This is a genomic window from Entomomonas sp. E2T0 (genome assembly GCF_025985425.1).
Classification (GTDB): Bacteria; Pseudomonadota; Gammaproteobacteria; order Pseudomonadales; family Pseudomonadaceae; genus Entomomonas.
In genome coordinates this window covers 2,028,815-2,050,777 of the sequence record NZ_CP094972.1, presented here as the reverse complement: position 1 = coordinate 2,050,777, position 21,963 = coordinate 2,028,815, and the positions used below count along the sequence as shown (strand labels likewise).

Here is a 21,963-nt window from a genome sequence, read left to right as displayed (position 1 = left end):
ATAAGGCTTACTTTTTTATTTTCTTAAATAATTTATTATTAAGTAAGCCTATTAATAATAACTAGTTAATTAACTGTCCTTTTTCATTCCAAATTTTACAATTAACAGGAATGCCTTTTCTAAATTGGCATTCTGACTCTTGTATTCCATTAACATGCCATCTTTTCCAAATACCTTCTTTTTTACCTGCAATATAACTACCTTCTGATCTTCTTTCACCATTGTCATACCAAGACTCACAAAACGTAGGATAATTTGATAAGAAGCCACACTTTTTTTCTAACTGGCCATTAATATACCAGCTATTCCATAGCCCTTCTTTCCTATCTGCCTTAAACAAGCCAGCTACCTTTTTATGACCATTTTGATACCACTCAGTAGAGTCACCATTCTTTTTGTCATTCTCATAAATAACTTCTAATTTTTTCTGACCATTGGCATACCATACATAAGAAACACCATCTAATTTACCGTCTTTAGCATAACGTTCTAGCTGTTTCTGACCTGAAGGGAAATAACGGATAATTGAACCATTAATAACACCCTCTTTATATTGAATTTCTTGCTTTAGTAATTGGTTATCTTCTTTTAACCAAGAAACTTGTAAGCCATCTATTTGATTATTTTTATAGGTTGCTTCAAAGCTTTTTTGGCCATCTTCAAACCATCTAGTCACAACGCCCTCTAATCTATTATCTTGATAACGGTATTCTTCCATTTTATTACCATTTTCATACCACTTAATAGCTAGACCTTCAACTTGGTTATCTTTGTAGGTTGCTTGCATTTTCGGTTTACCTGATAAATACCAAATTTTTGCAGGTCCCTCTATCTCGCCTTTCACAAAAGTAGTTTCTGATTCTAATTGACCATTGTCATACCATGTTCTAAAAGAACCATCCATTTTATTATTTTTATAATTAACTTCAGATTTCTTTTGTCCTGACTCATACCATACAGTAGCAATGCCTTCTAATACACCCTTGTTATAATGAGATTCCATTTCCATTTGGCCATTTTCATACCATTGAACATAATGTCCATCTATTTCACCCATCTCATCTGCGATAAAAGAGTTTAGATTTTTAACATTAGTAAAACTTGTAGCATCAACTTGTTTTTTATCAGAAGCCGTATAAAAATCTTGTATTATATAGGTATTATTTTCTTCTATTTTTAGTAGCTTACGATAATATTTACTCTGCTCTTTAGTATCAACAAGGTTACCTTCTTCATCAAAATAACCAATGATAGTATTTTCTTTTAGGGGACTACTTATAGGTTTTGCAGCTTGCTCTACCTGTACCTGTGCAGTAACTATAGTAGGTAGTATTAATAGTGTTAGACCTAATCCTAAAACAAATTTCTTAAATATTTCCATAATCATTCCCCGAATACATTCACTACTTACTATGACACTAACTCAACGTTTTTTATCCTTACGCTTTTTCTCTGCTTTTTTATGGTGGCTCATTAAACGACGTTTTTTATTCACTTGTCGTTCTGTCAGTGTGTTTTTCTTATGTTCATAAGGGTTAGCACTGCCTTTGTATTCAATACGAATCGGCGTACCTACTAGCTTTAAGGCTCTTCTAAAAGTATTTTCTAAATAACGACTATAAGCCTTAGGTACTTTTTCTACCTGATTACCATGAATTACAATTAATGGTGGATTTGCTCCCCCTAGATGCGCATAACGTAATTTAATACGGCGACCATTTACTAAAGGTGGTTGATGCTCCTGTACAGCATCTTCTAAAATTCGCGTTAGTTTACTGGTAGGCCAACGGGTAACAGCCGAAGCAAAAGCAGTTTGTACGGATTTATAGAGATGCCCAACCCCAGTACCATGTAATGCAGAAATAAAATGAATATCAGCAAAGTTAACAAACATTAAACGGCGCTGTAGCTCTGTTTTAAGGTATTCACGTTCAGATGCTTCCATTCCATCCCATTTATTAAGGGCAATTACTAAGGCACGACCTGTTTCTAATACGAAGCCTAATAAGTTAAGGTCATGCTCAACTACACCCTCTCTAGCATCCATTACAAAGATCACTACATTGGCGTCTTGGATAGCTTGTAAGGTTTTAATCACTGAGAATTTTTCAACAGCCTCAAAAATTTTTCCGCGTCTTCTTACCCCTGCGGTATCAATAAAGGTATATTTTTCTTCATCTCGGGTAAAGGGAATATAAATACTGTCTCGGGTAGTACCTGCTTGGTCAAATACTACAACCCGCTCTTCTCCTAACATTCGATTAACTAAGGTAGATTTACCCACATTAGGACGACCAATAATTGCTATCTTAATCCCATCTTTTTCACTAGGGCCTGGTACACGAGGTGTTTCTTCTGTTTCTGCAACGTCTGTAACAATGTCATCAATCTCTTCAGAATCACTATTGGCAAGCATTTCCGTCAAAATAGTTTCTAACATTGGGTTAATACCACGACCATGCGCAGCAGCAATTGCAAGAATAGCTTCAAAACCTAGTGGACTAAACTCTGCCTGCACATAATCGGCATTCACTGCATCTATTTTATTAACTACTAAGTAGGTTTTTTTATTACGTTTACGTAGGTGATCCATAATTAACTGATCACCACCCGTTAAACCATCTTTGGCATCAACCATAAATAACACAACATCTGCTTCTTCAATAGCTAGCAATGATTGTTGTGCCATTTTGGCATCAATACCTAGTTCTTCACCTGATAAACCACCTGTATCAATAACAATATAGGGTTTACCATGCCAATGAGCTTCACCATATTGGCGATCACGGGTTAAGCCTGCATACTCTGCCACAATAGCACTACGCGACTTGGTAAGACGGTTAAATAAAGTTGATTTACCAACGTTTGGACGGCCTACTAGGGCAAGCACAGGAACCATATTAGGTCTCCACTGGATAAGAAGCACACTCGCTTCTAAATAAAACACAAAAGCCGCTCCTTGCATACGCACAGGTAACGGCTACATAATAACGAATAGTAGTTATTTAATTGTTAAGGCAACTAATTTACCACCATTACCATATACATACATTATATTGTCTACTACTAATGGTTGTACACGAACACCATCACCATCTATTTTGCGACGTGCCACAAAATGACCGTCGAGCTGACTCATTAAATGTAAATAACCTTCAAAATCACCTACTGCCACATAATTATAAAAAGTAGCAGGACCTGATAATTGACGACGTGCTAATTGTGTATTAGCCCATAATTCGCTTGAGTTACGTTCATCAATCGCTTGCACAGTACCATCTGCTAAACTTAAGAAAGCAGTGCCAGCGTTTTGCCCTACACCTGTATAGCTAGATGCCATGCGTTGCCATAAAATACGGCCTGTTGTTAGTTCTAACGCAGCCATTTGACCTTGATAGGTTACAACGTAAAGAGTGCTACCTGATACTAATAATTTACCATCAATATCCACCATACGTTCTAATTCGGAACGTCCTTTAGGGATAGCAATAACTTGTCCCCATAATGGAATACCTTGTTTAACATCTAAAGCAACAACCTGACCGGTTGATAATCCAAACACTGCTATGTCTTGCGTAATAACAGGAGTACTACTTCCACGTAGGGTTAAAATAGCGGGATAGTTATCGTAACGCCATAATTGGTTACCGGTTACAATATCAAAACCAAATAAAGTATCGGCAGCTGTTTGTACAACTACTTCATTACCATTAGTAACGGGAGCCGATAATATTTCACTATTAACCTGACCTTTCCATCTAACATCGCCTGTGCTACTGTCAAGAGCAATCACTTCACCCTTTAAAGTACCTAATAACACAACGCCATTGTTAGCTGATACGCCACCTGAAACAGGTAGTTTTAATTTTTTCTTCCATTTAACTTTGCCATTAAAACGATCCATCGCCATAACAACGCCTTCAGCATCGGCAGCATAAATTATGCTACCGTCTATAGCAGGTGCTAAACGATTATAGAGATCACCTTGACCATCACCAATAGAACGCGACCAAGATACGCTTAAGTTAATTTCTGGATTAAATTTTACTAATTTGGCTGGTGGTAACTCTTTAGGGCCACTGCTACAAGCGCTTAATACTAAGACAACTGAGCAAATGGTTAGTAATTTGCGCCACATTATTACGCACCCTCTTTGGCAAGATCATTAAGCTTTAACTTAATAATAACTACATTGGCTGACTTTGCAGTTTCTGCTGCGGTTAAAGCCTCTTGATAAGCAGTACGAGCCTGTTCAGTATTACCTTGTTTTAATAACAAGTCACCTTTAAGTTCTTGACGACTAGCGGTAAAAGCTTTTGCAACAGGAGCATCTAATAATTTTAACGCTTCATCGATTTTATCTTGGGCTGCTAACACTTGCGCTAAACGCTGTCTAGCTAGTTCTTCCAATACTTTATCAGCAGGTTTATCAAGTACTACTTGTAATGACTTAGCCGCATCTTCTAATTTGCCCTGATGAGCAGCTACTTTAGCTAAATAAAATTTAGCATATTGCGCATAGTAACTATTAGGATTCACTTGTTGTAATTGGTCAGCAATTGATGCCACATCTGCTTCCTTTACTTGCTCTATTGGTTGCGACATAGCTATTACAAGCATCTGATAGTTCTGTGCTTCTTTCATTTTATTGGTTAATTGGCGGTTTTCCCAAAACTTCCATACCGCTACCACCGTAATTGCTAACAATATACCAATGAAAATAGGTTTACCATATTCTGTCCAGAAATTTTTTAACTCTTCTATCTGTTCTTGTTCAGTTTGTGTAGACACTATTGGCTACTCCTATTATTTAATAACTTAGTTCAATATATTGTTAAGATGATTAGCTAAATCAGACCAACTGATTGTTTGCTGTGGTGAGTCATCACGCAATGATTTACATAATACTGTTTGTTGCTTTAACTCGTCACCACCTAAAATAAGTGCATAACGGGCACCACTATTATCAGCCTTTTTAAGCTGGTTTTTAAAATTACCACCACCTGCATTAACCTGCAACTTTAATTGAGGTTGTTGATCACGTAGCTGTTCTGCTAATGTTAGTGCAGCTATATCTGTACCTTCACCAACAGCGACCAAGTAAATATCTAGTTGGTTTAAAGTAGTGGGTATTTTACCTAATTTTTCTAATAAAAGAATTAATCGTTCCACTCCCATGGCAAAACCAACACCACAAGTAGCTCTACCACCAATTTGTTCAAACAGCCCATCATAACGGCCACCACCACATACTGTGCCTTGCGCACCTAACTCAGTAGTTGTCCATTCAAATACTGTTTTGTTGTAATAGTCTAAACCACGGACTAAATTAGTATTGATGATATAGGGAATAGCTAACGCATCTAGACGATCAGTTAATCCTTTAAAATGCTCTGCAGAATCTGCATCTATATAATCAGTAAATTTTGGTGCATTCACTAAAATAGCTTTGGTCTTTTCTATTTTACTATCTAATATTCTTAAAGGATTAGTGGTTAAACGACGTTTACTGTCTTCATCTAACTGGTCTTTGTGATTTATTAAATAGTCTACTAGGGCTTGCTTATAGGTATTACGTGCCTCTAAACTACCTAAACTGTTTAACTCAAGGGTAATAACCTGTTCAATACCTAAAATTTTCCATAAACGCCATGTTAGAGCAATCAACTCTGCATCAATATCTGGCCCTGTTAAGTTAAAAACTTCAGCACCAATTTGGTGAAATTGACGATAGCGGCCTTTTTGAGGACGCTCACGACGGAACATCGGTCCACAATACCAAAGTTTTTGGACACGACCTGCGTGAGCTAGCCCATGTTCAATCATTGAACGTACAACAGCCGCTGTATTTTCAGGGCGTAGTGTATAAGACTTGCCATCCTCTTTATCAAGGGTGTACATTTCTTTTTCAACAATATCTGTTACTTCGCCAATAGAGCGTTTAAATAACCCTGTATACTCCATAATGGGTGTACGGATTTGTTTATAACCATAACTATTGAGTAAGTCAGCCACTGTATCTTCAAAATATTGCCATAGCGGTGTTTGCTCTGGCAATATATCATTCATTCCAGTGATACCTTGTAATGCTTCTGTCACTCTATAATTTCCTTAAAACTACTTGCCTATGATTAGGCTATTTAGTTTATACTAATAACTTATATTAACTACGCGCAATAATAGCTGCTTGCTCTGCTAGTTTTTGTTTAGCTTTTTCTCTAATTAAACGTTCTAGTTCATCAATAAAATGATCATTAGATAATTTTTGCGCAGGTTTACCATCCACATACACTAAATTATTCGGTGAACCACCTGCTAAACCTAAATCAGCCTCTTTGGCTTCACCTGGCCCATTTACCACACAACCAATAACTGCTACATCCATAGGTACTAACAAATCATCCAATCGTGTTTCCAGTTCATTCATGGTTTTCACCACATCAAAATTTTGTCTTGAACAGCTTGGACAGGCAATAAAATTAATACCACGGGAACGCAATTTGAGTGACTTTAATAAATCAAAGCCTACTTTTACTTCTTCCACAGGGTCAGCCGCTAATGAAATTCGTAGCGTATCACCAATACCCTCTGCTAATAGAATACCTAATCCGACTGCTGATTTAACCGTACCAGAACGTAAACCACCTGCTTCGGTAATCCCTAGATGTAAGGGTTGCTCAATTTGTTTCGCTAATAAGCGATAAGCACTCACCGCCATAAATACATCTGAGGCTTTAACACTGACTTTAAAATTTTGAAAATCTAATTTATCTAAATAGTCAATATGGCGTAATGCTGATTCCACCAATGCTTCTGGTGTAGGTTCACCATACTTTTTTTGTAAATCTTTTTCCAGTGACCCTGCATTAACACCTATACGAATAGGAATATTTTTATCTTTAGCCGCATCAACCACTGCTTTAACACGATCTTCCCTACCTATATTACCTGGGTTAATACGTAAGCAGTCTACACCAAGCTCTGCTACCCTTAATGCAATCGTATAATCAAAATGAATATCAGCGACTAAAGGTACTTTTACTTGCTTTTTAATTTCTCCAAACGCTTCTGCTGCTTCCATACTAGGCACAGAAACGCGAACGATATCAGCACCCGCTTTTTCAAGCTGTTGAATCTGCGCCACTGTGGCTACCACATCACAGGTCTCAGTATTGGTCATACTTTGTACACTGATAGGTGCATCACCACCAACAGGTACATTACCTACATAAATTTTTCTGGAAACACGACGCTTAATTGGTGATGAGGTATTCATGAGAAACTACTTATTGACCAAGTTTAATACGGTGGGTTGAACCAGGTTTAGCATCAATAGTAACTTGTTGTCCATTATAAGTTAATGTTGTAGCATTAGGCGCACCTAACACTATTTCAAGGGGTGCTTTACCTGCAATATCTAAATTAGTATTAGCTGTATATAATTTATTAATAAGCACCTTGCCTGTAGCATCTGTCAAAGTAACCCAACAATTTGATTTAAAACTAGCTTGTACACGCCCTTCTCCTGGTTTAACAGTCGAAATAGGTTGTGTTACTTCTGTACTTTGCTGAGTTGTATTATTAGTAGATAAGCTCACAGGTTCTGAAGTCTGCTCAACAGTAGCTATATTTTCATTCCCTGTTGTTGTATTTCTAATTTCTGTTAAAGGGATGCCTTGTACTTGTTGATTATGATCATTACTTTCTGTATTAGTTAAATCACTATTAGTCGTCAGTGGAATAGTTGCCACGGATGAATCATTGGTATTAGCAGCACTATGTGTTGGCTCTATAATAATAGGAGCCGTACTAATAGCACTTTCTTTCGAAGCCACATAATTTTGCCAAATAAGAAATACTATGCCGGCAAGAACAATACATACCACAAAACTGATAAGCCAATAGATACTATTGGAAATCTGCTTTAATTGTTTAATTTGTTTAAAATCAAGTGTTTTATTTTCTGGTACATTACCCTCTGTTTGGTTATCAAACAATTTAACCAATTCTTCTGAATTATCTAACTCAAGGTATTTAGCATAGTTACGAATATATCCACGGGCAAACGTCAACCCAGGTAACTTATCATAGTCAGCTGTTTCTACATACTGGATAAATCGATCAGGTAAATTTAACGCTAACGCAATTTGTTTTGTTGTCAGACCTTTCTTCTCACGCTCAATTTTTAAGATTGAGCCAGGCTTTTGTATCTCTTTGTCGATAGTATCTGTTATTTCAGTATTCATTTACGACCTGCCTTATATTCTCTATATTCAGCAGAACTTGGATATAACTGTTCAAGCTGGGATGCATAATTAGCCGCTTTAACTTTATCATTAAGTGCATTAGATAAACGGATACCTAATAATAAGCTTTGAGGACTTTGTCTTCCTTCAACAGTAGCTACAAATCCATTATAGTAACGTGATGCATTGGCATAATCACCTTGCATATAATATACATTTGCTAATGATAAAATAGATACAACACGGTCTCTATTTAAACGTAAAGCACGCTGAAAATAATCCTCTGCTGTCTTCCAATCTTGTTGCTGTACAGAGATAAGACCTAAATTCTCAAAGATCATAGAACGACCAGAATAGAAATTATCTTGCGAAGCCTTTAAAAAAACTTGTTTAGCTTCTGGCAAACGATTTTGTTGAAATAAAAACACACCATAATTATTTAAAACTCTTGCACTATCAGGCTCTGATGATAATGCTTTCTTAAAATACTCCTCAGCATGTATAGGGTCTTTTTCAAGCTGGAATATATAGGCCATAGTAGCATTAGCATCAACACTTGATGAGTCTAACTTTAAGGCATCTAATAAGGGTTGTTTTGCCTGTTCTGTTTGTCCCTCTCTTACATAACCAACAGCCAAATCAATATAAGCCTGTATTGCTTCTGTACGCCCTTTTTCTGTTTGTAATGTCCCTTTTTTACCATCAAACTCTGTCACACAAGCAGCAATTATTAAACAACTAATAGTAAGTAATAATATTTTTAATAATCTATTAAATATCTGCATTGCTTTTGTTCCTTACTATTTAACGACTGCTGTGGCTAATGATTCTTCAGTAGCTACTTCACGTAATGCAATATAGCGCTCACTACGACGCGTTCGATCCTTAATCTGTCCTACTAGTTGACCACAAGCTGCATCAATATCTTCACCTCTAGTGGTACGGACAGTTACATTAAACCCTGCATTATAAAGCATATCTTGGAATCTTCTGACTGCATTATTACTAGGACGTTCATAACCTGAATGAGGGAACGGATTAAAAGGAATTAAATTAATTTTGCAAGGCACATTCTTCAATAAAGCAATCATTTGCTCAGCATGCTCAACCTGATCATTAACACCCTTTAATAAAGTATACTCTATAGTTAATACTCTTTTCTCACCTAATCGTGAAATATAACTGAGACTAGCTTCTAATAACTGTTCTAATGGATATTTTTTATTAATAGGAACTAGCTGATTACGTAACTCATTATTAGGTGCATGCAGTGAAATGGCTAAAGATACATCAACGTGTTTAGCTAATTCAGCAATCATTGGCACCACACCTGAAGTTGAGATAGTTACTTTGCGCTTGGATATACCATACCCCAAATCATCCATCATAATTTGCATGGCAGCTACTACATTATCAAAATTAAGTAAGGGTTCACCCATGCCCATTAACACAACATTAGTAATCGCTCGGTCAATTTTACCTGGAATAGTTCCAAAAGACTTATTAGCAATCCAAACTTGTCCAATAACTTCAGCCGCCGTTAAGTTACTATGAAAACCCTGCTTGCCCGTTGAGCAAAAACTACAGTCTAAACCACAACCTGCTTGAGAGGAAACACAGAGGGTACCTCGATTATTTTGTGGAATATAGACTGTTTCAATTAAATTACCAGAGTCAACCTTGATAACCCACTTACGCGTACCATCCTTAGAGATATTTTGGCTAATAATCTCCGGGCCACGTATTTCTGCACGTTCTTTTAACTTTTCTTTTAATACTTTGCCAAAATTAGTGATATTATCAAAATCATCTACACCAAAATGGTGTATCCACTTCATTAGTTGCCCTGCTCGAAAACGTTTCTCACCAATTGATTCGAAAAAGTCCTCTAGCTGCGACTGAGTCAGTCCCAGTAAATTTAACATATCAGTCGCATTACTCATAAATAACTACCTAACATCAACAGCATTAACGAATACGTGCACATACTTCAGTAGCTGCGAAGAAATAGCTAATTTCACGAGCAGCAGATTCAGGAGAGTCAGAGCCATGCACCGCATTTTCATCAATAGACACAGCAAAATCAGCACGGATAGTGCCTTTATCTGCCTTTTTAGGATCTGTCGCGCCCATTAATTCACGATTTTTAGCAATTGCATTATCACCTTCTAATACTTGCACAACTACAGGGCCAGAAGTCATAAAAGATACTAAATCTTTAAAGAAAGGACGCTCTTTATGCTCTGCATAAAAACCACCTGCTTCACGCTCAGATAACTGTACCATTTTTGCAGCAACTACGCTTAAACCTGCTTTTTCAAAACGGCTGATAATTTCACCAATAGCATTCTTTGCAACGGCATCAGGTTTAATAATAGAAAGGGTACGTTCAACAGCCATAAAAACTCCTAAAAATAAATTAGACTTAAAGTGATTAATTATACTCAAATTATTAACACAATCCTATAACTAAAACACCACTAATGTAACAAAATAGCAAATCCTGTGATTTACTTGTTATAATGGATTTATCAATATTCTATGAATTATTATACCTCTGTTAAAGCAATGCACCAACCATCTACCAACTTACTCAATACAGATCAATTATTTACACAATTACAAGCTGTTATTGAATACTGTTATCAAAAAGCAGAATACTTCTTTAAATGCTCCTTTGAACGACCTCAGGTACAATTAAATTTAAAGGGTTACAATGCTGGTACAGCTACACCACAAAAAAACCTATTACGCTTTAATAAGCAACTATTACTTGATAATCAACAACACTTTTTAAAACAAACTGTTCCCCATGAAGTAGCCCATCTTATTGCCTATCAAATATTTGGTTTAAAAATTAAACCCCATGGCAAGGAATGGCAACTTATTATGCAAAAGGTTTATCAGTTACCTGCTGAACGCTGTCATCATTACGAAGTAGCAAAAAAACTAAAACGCTATTTTATTTATCAATGCCCTTGTAACCAACAACATCCTTTAACTATCAGGCGACATAATGCTATTCAACAAGGCGCTCGGTATATTTGTAGAAGCTGTAAACAAACGTTAATCTATACTCATAAGATTAATTATCAGTAACAAGTGAATTGATCCATTTCTTAACAAAACATTACAAAAACTAACATTTTTTTGGTTATACTTAGAAAATCTATTACTGTATAACGCTTGATTTCACCTGTTGACTGATAAAATTATAATTATGACATTTAGAAAAGACATAAACGGACTACGCGCATTTGCAGTACTTGCTGTTCTGTTGTTTCACTTTCATATCAGTGGTTTTAGCGGTGGATTCTCTGGTGTGGATGTTTTTTTTGTAATCTCTGGCTATTTAATGACAGGGATTATTTTTGACCGTATTCGAAAAGATAACTTTTCCATTATTGATTTTTATATTGCTCGTGCTAAGCGTATTATTCCTGCATTAGTCATACTATGTATCATATTGATGATATTAGGGAATTTCTATTTGTATCCAGATGACTATAGAGGTCTTCTAAGAGATATAAAAAATAGTTTATTCTTTAAATCCAATATATCTTATGGCAACGATTCCAACTATTTTAGTACCCCACCCCAAGAAAATTGGCTACTACACACTTGGTCATTATCAGTAGAATGGCAATTTTATATTATCTACCCAATTATAGTAGCTTTACTTTGTAAATACCTGAAAGAGCCAATCACCAAGATAATACTAATAATTACTACCCTAGCATCTTTTGTTGCTGCCAATATACTTGTTTATCAAGATCCAACTTCTACGTTCTTTCTATTGCCTACTCGCGCTTGGGAAATGTTAGCAGGTGGTTTAGTTTTTCTACTACCAATCTCTTTAACGAATAAAACCCGTTCTAGCTTAGCTATTATCGGTTTATTATTAATTATTTTTGGTTTCTTTTTTATTACTGAGGGAACTGCTTGGCCAAGTTATTTAACTTTAATTCCCGTAGTAGGAACAATAATGGTTCTCTATGGTAATAGTGAATTATTTATTACCAATAATAATGTTGCTCAATTTATCGGCAAGATTTCTTACTCACTCTATCTATGGCATTGGCCTATTGCTGTATTCCTTTATTATTGCGGCATTATTAATATAACTTTATTTGTCATTCTTGGTATTACTGCCTCTTTTGTGATGGCTAGCTTATCTTACTTTATTGTTGAACAATTCTTTCTACGCAGAAAAAACAGTCGCCGTGTCGCTGTAATAAAATACTTTGCTGTAATCATTTTATTAGGAGGTGTTGTATCCCCATCCATTGCCTCTTTAGTAAAAAAATATCGCTATGACGAACTAACAGTGAAACAAGAACAAACCACACCTTCATTATTAGACAAACAATGCACTGTTATTGATAAAAATATATCTGATTGTGAGTATGGTAAAGGGCAAGCTACGGCTATATTAATTGGCGATAGCCATGCAGGTGCGCTCATTACTGCGGTACATCTAGCCAACCCTCAAAAAACAATTATATGGGCGCGCGGTGGCTGCCCAATATTAGACACTAATTTTAGATTTAAAAACGCCAGCGAAACAGCTATTTGCCAAAAGTTTACTCACCGAATTTTTGAGCGTTTAGAAACAAGCTACACTGATTTACCTGTGATTATTGCTAATCGTGCTAGCCTATACCCAGACCCTGCAGACATAGGTGGTCACTTTGTACTCTTACCTAATATTAATAATGATAACCGTGAAAAATACTTGCAAACCTATCGTTCAACATTCATAGACACTATTTGTAAAATTAAACAAAGACGTCCAGTTTATATTGTTAAACCAATTCCAGAAATGCAATATAATGTTGTTAAAAGCTTACAAATGCAAAAACATTTTCTAAAAACGCCAACAGATATAACATTAGCTATTGAAGACTACTATAAACGCCAAGAGTTTATACTCTCGATCATGACTGATGCAGAACAAAATTGTGGCGCACAACTGCTAGACCCAATACCTTATCTATGTCCTGATGGCAAAGAATGTATAGCATCAGAAGATGGTATACCACTTTATAGCGATGATAATCACCTTAATTTTAAAGGAAGTAAAATATTAATACCTCTTTTCAAGGATATTTTTGCTTCCCCTTAACTACTATTAAATATAATTTTACAATAAGTAAACTGTTTATGCAGGCTGTAAATTACTGTAGATAGCCCATATGGCTTTGATTTTGAGATTCCTTTATAACAAGTCTGTCAAAATCAAATCAGCACAGCAAAAGCCAACCATTTTTATCTGTAGTTTTAGCAATAACCCACCTATTAATTAACACAATCTCCAAGCATAAAAACCGCATAAAATAGTTATTGGCTTAGTAAAACACTTTCAAAACGTTAAAAATAACTGCTTAATTATCACTAAATATAGAACAGTCCATGCCATTGTTGATTCCCCACGGCTAATTTAGGTAAAATTAAATGATTATACTTTTTATTATTAACCTTATTAAGGTTATTTAAAAATAATACCAACAGCCTTTATTGAAGAGAACAAATGACTCAATCACATTCCTATACAGCAACTGCTAAAATCCTACACTGGTTAATGGCCTTTATCTGGATATTTGTTTGGATTATTGGCATGATGGCCGTCTATGGCCGTGATACCTTCAACCCACAACATGGCTTAACCATCTTACATAAAGCAGTTGCCAGTACTTTACTAGCACTTATAGTTATCCGTATTATTTGGCGCCTTACTCATACCCCACCCGCGTTACCTAATACAATGAGTAAGCATATGCAACAAATGGCTAAATTAGGCCATCTTGCATTATATTTATTAGCATTAATAGGCATGCCACTAAGTGGTTGGTTACTTAGTTCTTTTGCTAATAAACCGGTATTATTTGCAGGATTATTCACTCTACCGCCATTAACAGGTCCACAACCTGAATATACTGGATTAATGAGAGAGATCCATACTTACCTAGGCTGGTTCTGTGGCCTAATGGTAGCAGGCCATATCTTAGTTGCTTTAAAACACCATTTTATTGATAAAGACAATGTACTTATCAGTATGGCACCTGATCATGGCAAACATAAGAAATAATATTACGAGTACAAACTAAACAAGTTTTACTTAGTAATTAATTGCCAAGGATGGCATATATAACTAAACGCTTAAAAAATCTATTAAGCGCACTGTAACGACATATCAAGAAATACTCTAAGCCACCTCAGTTTCAATTATGCGTGTATATTCAAGGCATAGTTCTATTCAATTAATAGAACTCATTCGGAGTATTCTTATGAAATTTTCATTAAGATCCATAAAACATTTAGAAGAAGAAGTTGCCAGTTTTACCAATAAACAATCCTTTATTAGTTATGTAACCTCTATCACCAAGCATTGGCTAGAACCTGCTAAGCCAATACTTAATAAATTAAAATCACTTGCTATCCACAAACATAAAACCCACAAAATAATACTTAAACTCTATGCTAGAGCAGGTTACGATTCTGTCCATACTGTTAATGGCCTTGGTGAGGCTATTTGGGATAAACACGCTAGTTAAATCGCTAACAATAGCCCTATTAAAAACCATTTTATTTTAAAAAAACCACTTATTAGTGCTGTTAATTAAGTTAATAGCACTAACCCTATGGAGATACTCATGATTGCTTATCTTATCATGATGCACCGCTATCCTAATCAATTTAAAAGACTATTCAAGGCTATTTATCATCCAGATAATTGTTATATTATCCATATTGATGAAAAATCAGACAGCAATATAAAAGCTGAACTCTCTAAATTCTTAAATGACTATCCTAATGTCTCCTTACTGAAAAGTGAAAAAGCCATCTGGGGTGGATATAGTTTAGTAGATATTGAGCTACGAGGCATTGCCGAACTCTTGAAAAAGAGTAACACATGGCAGTTCTTTATCAACCTTAGTGGGCAAGATTTTCCTTTAAAATCACAGGAATATATTTTTAATTTTTTAAAAGAACATAAAGATACTGATTTTTTAAAAGTATCTGATCAAGCCAAATTACGACCAAATACTTTACACCGTATAGAAAACTATTTTATTGAAACTGATGATCATGTTATCGCTACCAATACAACAGTTTCCAAGCGTGAGTTTCTTAAGGATGCAACACCTTATATTGGTAATCAGTGGATGATTCTAACACGAAAATTTTGTGAGTTTGTAACCCATAATAAAGAGGTCAAACGGTTTAAAGCGTTTTACAAAAATACATTAATTGCAGACGAAAGTTTTTTTCAAACCGTTATCATGAATACTAGTTATAAAAATAACTTAGTAAATACTGATAAAAGATTTATTGATTGGATTCCAATGGGAACCATTAAATTACGCCCTAGAGATTTAATAACTGAGGATGCTAAAAGCTTAACTGACAGCAAAAACTTATTTGCCCGTAAATTTGATGAGAACACTGACAGTGCTATTTTAGGAATTCTTGAACAACATATAACTAATACAGTTGTAGCTTAATGATTAAAGCAACAAGCTTTGTAAGCTAAATACAAGAGATTTTTAGGAGTTTCCTATATTTTTAATAGTATGTTCCTAATGATCTTTTGAACAATAACCAGCGTTAACTATTTAACTGTATCCAGCGTTGATTAATAAATAATTCAACAGGTCTATATTGTAATTTATAGCTCATTTTGCGACAGTTTTTAATCCAATAGCCTAAAGATAAATAAGATAATCCCAAACGTTTACATTCTTCTATTTGCCACAAAATAGCATATTGCCCCAAGCTACGACGATGCTCTAAAGGTTCAAAGAATGTATAAACAGCCGATAAGCTGTCTTCTAATAAATCAACCACCGCCACTGCCAATAACTGACCATCCTTTTTAAACTCATAAAAAGAGCAATAATCAGGCGCATCCACTAGGAAACTTTGGTATTGCTCTCGAGTAGCAGGATACATATCTCCATCCGTATGGCGCATACCAATATAACGCTCATATAACCAGAAATATTCTTTAGTTAATTGAGGTTTTACTTGCTTAATCTGTAAATCTTGGTTGTAACGGATAATACGTTTTTGTTGGCGATTAGGTTCAAATTGATTAACGATTACTCGTACTGGAATACATGCATGACAATTTGCACAATGGGGTTGATAAACATAGCTACCACTACGCCGAAACCCTAAACTGGATAGTTCTGTGTATTGATTTTTAGTAAGCGTGACATTAGGCTCAACAAAAATGGTAGAAGCTTGTTGATCTGTTAAATAACTACAGGGATGTGGATCTGTTAAATAAAGATTAATATTAGCCAGATCATTTTTCATACAACAATCCCACTACTACACTGCCAATCAATAGTCATTGATTGATTTTGATATTCTTGTAAATAGTTTGCAAACTTTTGGCGCGCTATTAACTCAGCCCCCAGACTATGCAAATGTGTAGTATGCATCTGGCAATCAATTAACACTACACCAGCATCTCTTAACTTATAGACCAAATGAATAAAACCAAGTTTAGAAGCATTGCTCACGCGACTAAACATTGACTCACCAAAAAACAAGCGGCCTAATAATAAACCATACAAACCACCCACTAGCTGCCCCTCTAACCAAACCTCTACAGAATGTGCCAAGCCCTTATTATGCATAGTAATATAAGCCTGTTGCATATCTTTTGTGATCCACGTTTGATCGGTATAGCTACGTGGCTCACTACAGGCTTTAATAACCGCAGCAAAAGCCTTATCAAAGGTAATTTCAAGGGGTGATTTCTTCAATAGTTTCAGCATGCTTCGTGAAACATGTAACTTTTCAGGAAATAACACCATCCTTGGATCAGGAGACCACCATAAAATAGGATCATCCATATTAAACCAAGGAAAACAGCCATGGCGGTAAGCGGCTTCTAAACGTTCTGGAGATAAATCACCACCCACCGCTAACAGGCCATTAGGCTCTGTTAACGCATTTTCTAAAGGTGGAAAATCTAAGTTTTCATCTGCCAATAGGGCTAATGTCACTGCTGTTATATTCCGTCTAAATAACGTTCTACATCTAATGCAGCCATACAACCTGCCCCTGCCGATGTAATGGCTTGACGATATACTTGGTCTGCCACATCACCTGCTGCAAACACACCCTCTACACTGGTAGCAGTGACACCATGTTTACCACCGTGCAATCTAATATAACCATTATCTAAATCCAATTGACCTTGGAAAATATCTGTATTGGGTTTATGACCGATCGCAATAAATACGCCCATCAAATCAAGATCAGTGGTTGCACCTGTATTAACATCTTTTAAGCGCGCACCATTAACCCCCATATTATCGCCCAATACTTCATCAAGCGTGGTATTCCAATGAATCACCACATTGCCTGATTTTGCTTTTTCTAGCAGCTTATCCTGCATAATCTTTTCACAACGTAACTTGTCACGACGGTGAATAAGATGTACTTCTTTAGCTATATTAGATAAATACAGTGCTTCTTCAACTGCTGTGTTACCACCACCCACTACCGCTACCACTTGTTTCTTATAAAAGAAACCATCACAGGTTGCACAGGCAGAAACACCTTTACCCATAAAACGTTCTTCAGAAGGTAAACCGATGTATTGAGCAGACGCGCCTGTAGCAATAATTAAAGCATCACAGGTATAAGTACCACTATCCCCCACTAAAGTGAAAGGTTTTTTGGATAGATCAGCCTTATTAATATGATCGTATACAATTTCTGTGGCAAAACGCTCGGCATGTTTTTGCATACGATCCATTAATGCAGGGCCTTGTACACCCTCTACATCACCTGGCCAATTATCAACTTCAGTAGTTGTGGTTAATTGACCACCTGGTTGCATACCCGTAATTAATAATGGATTTAAATTAGCACGTGCTGCATAAACAGCTGCTGTATAACCTGCAGGGCCAGCACCTAATACAATTACTTTAGAGTGTTTTACATCAGTCATAACAATCTCGCTTCAGCATTCATTATTTAAAATTGGCACTATTGTACAACATTCCATTAAAAGATATGCAGCAGTGAAAATTAATAGTATCAATAAATTTAATTAATGAACTTAGGACATAATTACTATTGTATTTATGCTACACAAACACAGTACAATAGCCGCAATAAGCATTTATTTTTAACTTTAATTAACGAGATAAATTTTATGGCTACTATTGAAATAACCACAGAAAACTTTGAACAAACTATTGAAAATAACGATATTGTTATTTTAGATTTCTGGGCAGCATGGTGTGGCCCATGTCGTAATTTTGCACCTACGTTTGAAGCTTCTTCTGAAAAACATACTGATATTGTCTTCGGTAAAATCAATACCGAAGAGCAAGAAGAACTAGCAGGTAGTTTTGGGGTTCGCTCTATTCCAACCATTGCTGTATTTCGTGAACAAGTAGTTGTTTATTTTGAAGCAGGTGCTTTAACAGCGGCTGACTTTGAAAACTTAATCGAGCAAGTACGTGGTCTTGATATGGAAAAGATCAAAGCAGAAATTGCTGCTGAACAACAAAACGCTTAATTTATCTGAGAACCATGATGACCCAACAAGCCCCTTTTGTCGTTGGCCTAAATGAATGGATTAGCCTCCCTGAGCTAGGGGTTGTTGGATTACGTTCAAAAATTGATACTGGAGCAACTACCTCCAGTCTCCATGCTACCGATAGCAAAGTTTTTACGCGTAATGGTCAAAAATGGGTTCGTTTCACTGCCCATATAGGTACTTTAGTACAGCGGGGCCATCGCTGTGAAGCACTATTGGTTAGTACTAAAACTATTAAAAGCTCTAATGGGCAGAGTCAAAGCCGTTATGTTATTCGCACCCTATTAGCACTAGGTAATCGGACTTGGCCAGTTGAGTTTACATTAGCTTGCCGTAAATCCATGCAATACCGTGTACTTTTGGGTTCTAATGCGCTTATTGATGGTCAGTTACTGGTTAATCCAGCACTTTCTTATGTGCAACCTAAACCGCTGTTTAGTCTTTTACCTAAATAGTTGAGTTAACCACTCTATGAAAATAGCTATTCTGTCACGTAACGCTGAACTTTATTCGACCAATAGATTACTTGAGGCAGGTACTCATCGCGGCCATCAAATGATAGTCATAAACCCTTTACGGGCTTATATGAATATTACTAGCCAACAACCACAGATCCACTCACAAGGTGAATCATTAAATGATATTGATGCAGTAATCCCTAGAATTGGTGCATCCATCACCTTCTATGGTTGTGCCTTATTACAGCAATTTGAAATGATGGGTATTTTTACACTGAATAACTCAGGTGCTGTAGCTCGTTCACGGGATAAATTACGTTGTTTGCAGCTGCTTTCAACACAAGGCATCGACCTACCTATCACTGGCTTTGCCCATTCCCCTGATGATATTGCCAACCTTATTCAAATGGTAGGTGGTGCACCCTTAGTGATTAAACTGTTAGAAGGCACTCAAGGGCTAGGTGTAGTACTCTGTGAAACTAAAAAAGCAGCCGAATCTGTACTACAATCCTTTATGAAACTCAAACACCATATGATGGTGCAAGAATATATTAAAGAGGCAGCAGGTGCTGATATTCGCTGTTTTGTCATTGGTGGTAAAGTTGTTGCTGCCATGAAACGCCAAGCACAAGCAGGTGATTTTCGCTCTAACCTACACTGTGGTGGTACAGCTGAACCTATAAAAATCACTGCCAAAGAACGTGCAATAGCAGTCAAAGCAGCCAAAGTACTAGGCTTACATGTAGCAGGCGTTGATATTCTACGCTCCAATCGTGGGCCACTGGTAATGGAAGTAAACTCCTCACCCGGCTTAGAGGGTATTGAGGCAATAACTCAAAAAGATATTGCGAACTTAATGATTGAGTATTTAGAAAATAATTATATTAATAATAAAAAGCTAAAAAAATAACTTAACCATTGCTTAATTACTGGCTTAAGCCGATTGCTTTATTTGTAAAATCTGCCACTATACATGCCTTAAATTAACACACCTATAGAGGGATTTTTATGACCAAGAAAATGCGTAGAGAGCCTAGTAAGGCTAAACGTTTAGTTATGCAACCACAATTTCGTAGCTTTTCTGAAAAACCAGCCAAAGGTAAAGGCAGCTATAACCGTAAAGCCTCACGTAACAACCGTTATGATGAGGCTTTTGTTGCTTAACAAACTATTATTTTTATCCCCTCTTCTATAATTTCTTTATTGTTTCTCCCTTCTGATTACTTTTTGTTATTTATCTTCAATTTAGCAACACAACAAACAAATAAAAACCATCATCCATTAAGCTAAAGACTATTCCTTATTAAATCGGTAAAATAGTATCTTTCTTTATTAATAGCCGTTTTAATTGAGGTTACCATGTTCTATCGTGTTACTTGTGCAGGATTAACATTATTGTTAACTGCTTGCTCACAACCCGCTACAGATGCTTACACAGAGCAAACGGCTATTACAGTTGCACAAGAAAAGACTGTTGAGGCTAAAGTAACCCCACAACCTACTGTTAAACAAACAACGACAGAAGAACCAGAAGTTAGATTTTTAGCACCTACTCAAAGTTTTAATGCTTGGAAAGCTGATTTTAAAGATTTTGCTTTAGCCAAAGGAATTAATGAGCAAGTTTTTGAGCAAGCGTTTAATGGTGTAACACCCGACCCAGATGTGGTTAAAGCCGATTATAGTCAGCCAGAATTTACTCGCCCAGTTTGGGAGTATTTGAGTAGTGCCGTATCTGCCACTCGCATTACTAATGGCGAAAAGAAAATTCAAGAACACAAACAAACAATAGACGCTATTGAACAAACATATAGTGTTGACCAAGAAGTAATGGTGTCCATTTGGGGCATGGAAAGTGGTTACGGTGGCTTTACGGGTAATAAGAATGTTATTCGCTCACTGGCTACATTAGCTTATGAAGGTAGACGTATTAGTTTTGCAAGGGAGCAGTTAATTGCTGCTTTACAAATCTTACAAAATGGTGATGTAAACAGTAAGGATATGATTGGCTCATGGGCAGGGGCAATGGGGCAAACTCAATTTATTCCTACTACTTATTTAGCTTTAGCGGTTGATTTCGATAAAGATGGTCATCGTAATATTTGGACTTCTGTACCCGATGCCCTCGCCTCTACCGCTAACTACTTAAAAACATCAGGTTGGCAATACAAAGAAACATGGGGACACGAGGTTAAATTACCAACCAACTTTAACTATTACCTTACAGATATTAGCACTAAAAAGTCTGTTGCCGACTGGTCAGCAATGGGGGTAACGTTGGTTAATGGTCAGGCTATTGCTACTACAGAACACAGTTTACAAGCAGCGATTATTTTACCTGCAGGAGCCCGTGGTCCTGCTTTTATTGTGTATCGTAATTTCTTTGCTATTATGAAATATAATAACTCTACCTCTTATGCCTTAGCAGTAAGTTTATTAATGGATAATTTAAAAGGTAAAGCAGGCAAAGTTATAAGTAGTTGGCCTGTTGAAGATAAACCACTCTCCAGAACTGAACGCAAAGAATTACAAAGTTTACTTAATCAACATGGCTATAGTGCTGGTCATGCGGATGGCATTATTGGTGCTAATACCCGTCAAGCATTGCGTAGTTATCAACAAAGTATTGGCTTGCCTGCTGATGGTTACCCTAGCCATGAGTTGTTAAATAAACTCAAGGGTATTCATTAGT

General features: G+C 36.3%; 23 protein-coding genes. 10 read left to right on the top strand and 13 right to left on the bottom strand.

From position 1 onward, the window contains the following. Positions 1–61 precede the first annotated feature (61 nt). The 10 genes from MTZ49_RS09860 to ndk all read right to left on the bottom strand — a co-directional run bounded on the left by MTZ49_RS09860 (position 62) and on the right by ndk (position 10,646). Entirely contained in the window at positions 62–1,381 is a 1,320-nt protein-coding gene (locus MTZ49_RS09860; protein ID WP_264745385.1) for a toxin-antitoxin system YwqK family antitoxin, read from the bottom strand. A gap of 42 nt (positions 1,382–1,423) precedes the next feature. Next, entirely contained in the window at positions 1,424–2,899 is a 1,476-nt protein-coding gene (gene der / locus MTZ49_RS09855; protein ID WP_264747867.1) for a ribosome biogenesis GTPase Der, read from the bottom strand. A gap of 102 nt (positions 2,900–3,001) precedes the next feature. Beyond that, positions 3,002–4,138 carry an outer membrane protein assembly factor BamB gene (gene bamB / locus MTZ49_RS09850; protein ID WP_264745384.1) on the bottom strand — a complete coding sequence of 379 codons (1,137 nt, stop codon included), beginning with the start codon at positions 4,136–4,138 and terminating at the stop codon, positions 3,002–3,004. Positions 4,139–4,140: 2 nt separating this feature from the next. After that, positions 4,141–4,791: a YfgM family protein gene (locus MTZ49_RS09845; protein WP_264745383.1), complete on the bottom strand. Its 651-nt coding sequence runs from the start codon at positions 4,789–4,791 to the stop codon at positions 4,141–4,143. A 27-nt stretch (positions 4,792–4,818) separates the two neighbouring features. Beyond that, the gene (hisS, locus tag MTZ49_RS09840) at positions 4,819–6,099 is read right to left on the bottom strand and encodes a histidine--tRNA ligase (RefSeq protein WP_264745382.1); all 1,281 of its coding nucleotides are present in this window, start codon (positions 6,097–6,099) and stop codon (positions 4,819–4,821) included. A gap of 64 nt (positions 6,100–6,163) precedes the next feature. Beyond that, positions 6,164–7,276 (bottom strand): flavodoxin-dependent (E)-4-hydroxy-3-methylbut-2-enyl-diphosphate synthase, encoded by a 1,113-nt coding sequence (ispG, locus tag MTZ49_RS09835; RefSeq protein ID WP_264745381.1) that lies wholly within the window; start codon positions 7,274–7,276, stop codon positions 6,164–6,166. 10 nt (positions 7,277–7,286) lie between these two features. Then, positions 7,287–8,246, bottom strand: a complete 960-nt coding sequence (locus tag MTZ49_RS09830; RefSeq protein WP_264745380.1) for a helix-turn-helix domain-containing protein — start codon at positions 8,244–8,246, stop codon at positions 7,287–7,289. Next, positions 8,243–9,031, bottom strand: a complete 789-nt coding sequence (gene pilW, locus MTZ49_RS09825; RefSeq protein WP_264745379.1) for a type IV pilus biogenesis/stability protein PilW — start codon at positions 9,029–9,031, stop codon at positions 8,243–8,245. Before pilW ends, MTZ49_RS09830 begins: the two co-directional genes overlap by 4 nt. A 15-nt stretch (positions 9,032–9,046) precedes the next feature. After that, complete coding sequence (rlmN, locus tag MTZ49_RS09820; RefSeq protein WP_264745378.1) at positions 9,047–10,189, bottom strand: 23S rRNA (adenine(2503)-C(2))-methyltransferase RlmN; 1,143 nt, start codon at positions 10,187–10,189, stop codon at positions 9,047–9,049. A 25-nt stretch (positions 10,190–10,214) separates the two neighbouring features. Beyond that, positions 10,215–10,646 (bottom strand): nucleoside-diphosphate kinase, encoded by a 432-nt coding sequence (gene ndk, locus MTZ49_RS09815; RefSeq protein WP_264745377.1) that lies wholly within the window; start codon positions 10,644–10,646, stop codon positions 10,215–10,217. Positions 10,647–10,814: 168 nt separating this feature from the next. On the opposite strand from ndk, the gene MTZ49_RS09810 reads away from it, so the two are divergent. From MTZ49_RS09810 to MTZ49_RS09790, 5 genes are all read left to right on the top strand, one after another. Further along, positions 10,815–11,345 carry a SprT family zinc-dependent metalloprotease gene (locus MTZ49_RS09810; protein ID WP_413774190.1) on the top strand — a complete coding sequence of 177 codons (531 nt, stop codon included), beginning with the start codon at positions 10,815–10,817 and terminating at the stop codon, positions 11,343–11,345. Positions 11,346–11,466: 121 nt separating this feature from the next. Then, the gene (locus MTZ49_RS09805; protein WP_264745375.1) at positions 11,467–13,371 is read left to right on the top strand and encodes an acyltransferase family protein; all 1,905 of its coding nucleotides are present in this window, start codon (positions 11,467–11,469) and stop codon (positions 13,369–13,371) included. Between the two features lie 405 nt (positions 13,372–13,776). Then, positions 13,777–14,334, top strand: a complete 558-nt coding sequence (locus MTZ49_RS09800; RefSeq protein WP_264745374.1) for a cytochrome b — start codon at positions 13,777–13,779, stop codon at positions 14,332–14,334. Between the two features lie 199 nt (positions 14,335–14,533). Next, complete coding sequence (locus MTZ49_RS09795) at positions 14,534–14,800, top strand: hypothetical protein (RefSeq protein ID WP_264745373.1); 267 nt, start codon at positions 14,534–14,536, stop codon at positions 14,798–14,800. Between the two features lie 99 nt (positions 14,801–14,899). Continuing rightward, positions 14,900–15,751, top strand: coding sequence for a beta-1,6-N-acetylglucosaminyltransferase (locus MTZ49_RS09790; protein WP_264745372.1), 852 nt, complete (start codon positions 14,900–14,902; stop codon positions 15,749–15,751). Positions 15,752–15,854: 103 nt separating this feature from the next. Here the strand turns inward: MTZ49_RS09790 and MTZ49_RS09785 are convergent, their stop codons facing one another. The 3 genes from MTZ49_RS09785 to trxB are packed head-to-tail and all read right to left on the bottom strand — an operon-like array spanning position 15,855 to position 18,219. Then, complete coding sequence (locus MTZ49_RS09785; protein WP_264745371.1) at positions 15,855–16,568, bottom strand: arginyltransferase; 714 nt, start codon at positions 16,566–16,568, stop codon at positions 15,855–15,857. After that, entirely contained in the window at positions 16,565–17,266 is a 702-nt protein-coding gene (gene aat, locus MTZ49_RS09780; protein ID WP_264745370.1) for a leucyl/phenylalanyl-tRNA--protein transferase, read from the bottom strand. Before aat ends, MTZ49_RS09785 begins: the two co-directional genes overlap by 4 nt. Before the next feature lie 5 nt (positions 17,267–17,271). After that, positions 17,272–18,219, bottom strand: a complete 948-nt coding sequence (gene trxB / locus MTZ49_RS09775) for a thioredoxin-disulfide reductase (protein ID WP_264745369.1) — start codon at positions 18,217–18,219, stop codon at positions 17,272–17,274. A gap of 105 nt (positions 18,220–18,324) precedes the next feature. Between trxB and trxA the strand changes: the two genes are divergently transcribed. The 5 genes from trxA (at position 18,325) to MTZ49_RS09750 (ending at position 21,962) form a co-directional block, all read left to right on the top strand. Further along, on the top strand, positions 18,325–18,795 hold the full coding sequence (gene trxA, locus MTZ49_RS09770; protein ID WP_264745368.1) for a thioredoxin: 471 nt from the start codon (positions 18,325–18,327) through the stop codon (positions 18,793–18,795). A 17-nt stretch (positions 18,796–18,812) separates the two neighbouring features. Next, positions 18,813–19,271, top strand: a complete 459-nt coding sequence (locus MTZ49_RS09765) for an ATP-dependent zinc protease (RefSeq protein ID WP_264745367.1) — start codon at positions 18,813–18,815, stop codon at positions 19,269–19,271. A 16-nt stretch (positions 19,272–19,287) separates the two neighbouring features. Further along, a complete protein-coding gene (gene rimK, locus MTZ49_RS09760; protein WP_264745366.1) occupies positions 19,288–20,184 on the top strand; it encodes a 30S ribosomal protein S6--L-glutamate ligase in 897 nt (298 codons plus the stop codon). 98 nt (positions 20,185–20,282) lie between these two features. Further along, positions 20,283–20,438, top strand: coding sequence for an alternative ribosome rescue factor ArfA (gene arfA / locus MTZ49_RS09755; RefSeq protein ID WP_264745365.1), 156 nt, complete (start codon positions 20,283–20,285; stop codon positions 20,436–20,438). Between the two features lie 195 nt (positions 20,439–20,633). Further along, complete coding sequence (locus tag MTZ49_RS09750; RefSeq protein ID WP_264745364.1) at positions 20,634–21,962, top strand: lytic murein transglycosylase; 1,329 nt, start codon at positions 20,634–20,636, stop codon at positions 21,960–21,962. Position 21,963: the final 1 nt, after the last annotated feature.